At 43.3% G+C, this 1,780-nt stretch carries 1 protein-coding gene; it reads left to right on the forward strand.

Features of this window, described 5'->3' with window-relative positions:
* Positions 1-123 precede the first annotated feature (123 nt).
* A complete protein-coding gene (locus tag D0469_RS20130) occupies positions 124-1,401 on the forward strand; it encodes an IS110 family RNA-guided transposase (RefSeq protein ID WP_117328506.1) in 1,278 nt (425 codons plus the stop codon).
* Positions 1,402-1,780: the final 379 nt, after the last annotated feature.

Raw genomic sequence — 1,780 nt, forward strand, 5'->3', positions numbered from 1 at the left:
AAGGAGCATTCCTGTTAGAAGGATTTTCGGGGACTTGAACAAAAAGAGCCCTCTTGGTATGATGCGGGGTGTCAAATCGTAGCGCGAAATGACCCCTAATTTGATAACCAAGGAGGACTCCATATGGATTTTATACAAAACCAAAAAATAAATCAAGTTACCGAAAAAACACTCGTTGTCGGAATCGACATTGCGAAGCGAAAACATTTCGCCTGCTTTGTAGATGATCGTGGGCGGGTGCTCCAAAAATCATTCTCTGTATTACAGTCTAATGATGGTTTCCAGCATTTTTATCATCGTATTCTGACTGCGATGAAAGAACACGAAAAAACAGAAGTCATCGTAGGGATTGAACCTACTGGCCATTACTGGCTCAATTTAGCCTATTTCCTTGAAGAACGAGGCATTCCCCTCGCAATGGCTAACCCTATGCACGTCAAGCGCTCAAAAGAGTTGGACGACAATTTACCAACCAAACATGACCGCAAAGATGCGTTGGTGATCGCTCGCCTCATAAAAGATGGACGCTTCAGTTATCCACGTATCTTGAAAGACATTGAGGCGGAACTTCGTGTTGGGTCAACATTTAGAAGTAAGTTGACAGAGGAATTAGGAGCTGTCAAAAACATGATGATTCGCTGGTTGGATCGCTATTTTCCAGAGTTCACTCAGGTGTTTCCTTCATTCGGAAAGATGGCCATGGCTGTACTTGAATGTACGCCAATTCCAAGTGATCTTCACCAGAAACACCCAGATGAGGTTTTATCTCTTTACCGTAAGGTTGAGGGGCTAAAATCTCCACAAAGACCGAAAGCAATTCGTCTCATTGAAGTCGCTGCTAACTCCATCGGAGTAACAGAGGGGCGTGAGATGGCCCGTATTGAAATTGCCACACTCGTCCGCCGTTACAACCAGTTAGAACAAGAAATTGAAAGTATTACACAGCAATTAGTTGAGCTAGTACAAACATCTGTAGAGTACGAATGGCTCTCCACGGTTCAGGGACTTGGCGATACCACAATCGTTGATTTGTTGGCTGAAATCGGTAGTTTTTCACACTATGAAGATCCACGCCAAATCATTAAACTTGCGGGATTAACTTTACGTGAAAACTCCTCCGGCCAGCACAAAGGGCAAAAACATATCTCCAAACGGGGAAGAAGAAAGCTTCGTGCCCTTCTTTTCAGAGTGATGATGCCAATGGTTCGCCATAATGAAGCCTTTCGAAAGCTGCATGAATATTACACTAACCGTAAGGTTAACCCGTTACGGAAGAAGCAATCTATTGTGGTTCTATGCGGAAAACTACTAAAAGTCTTACATGGAATAAGTACAAAGCACAAAGCTTTTGACGCACAGCGAATGATGAAGGATATTCCTAGTCTCGCAGAGGCTATGTAAAGTTCTACATCCCCTTACAGACCTAGACAACAGGATGACACGGAGAAGCTGGCAATATTTTTTCCATCCGACCTCGAGTCCCTAAAGGAGCTTCGCTAGCCTCTGCCTTATGACTAGACCGAACGAAGGAATGTAGGCACTTAGATGCCCAGAGACATGGGAGGGTACGTCCTCATAAGCTACGCAGAGATCCATTGTGCATCGTATAATTCCAAATCACTACCTACCATCATTATCCAGTAGTGACCGCGTAGCGTACCCATAAATTGGAATAGTTTGACATAATATGAAAATTTTATTAGGATTCGTGTCGAAAAATATTTTTTTGACACTCCACCAACGGGTCAAACCGTTGATAAATCAACATTTATAGAGGGAG

Source organism: Peribacillus saganii (assembly GCF_003429095.1).
GTDB lineage: Bacteria > Bacillota > Bacilli > Bacillales > DSM-1321 > Peribacillus > Peribacillus saganii.

What these genes read in the sequence shown, in the direction of transcription:
- D0469_RS20130 (WP_117328506.1), top strand. Translation starts at nt 124, where the DNA reads ATGGATTTTATACAAAACCAAAAAATAAATCAAGTTACCGAAAAAACA.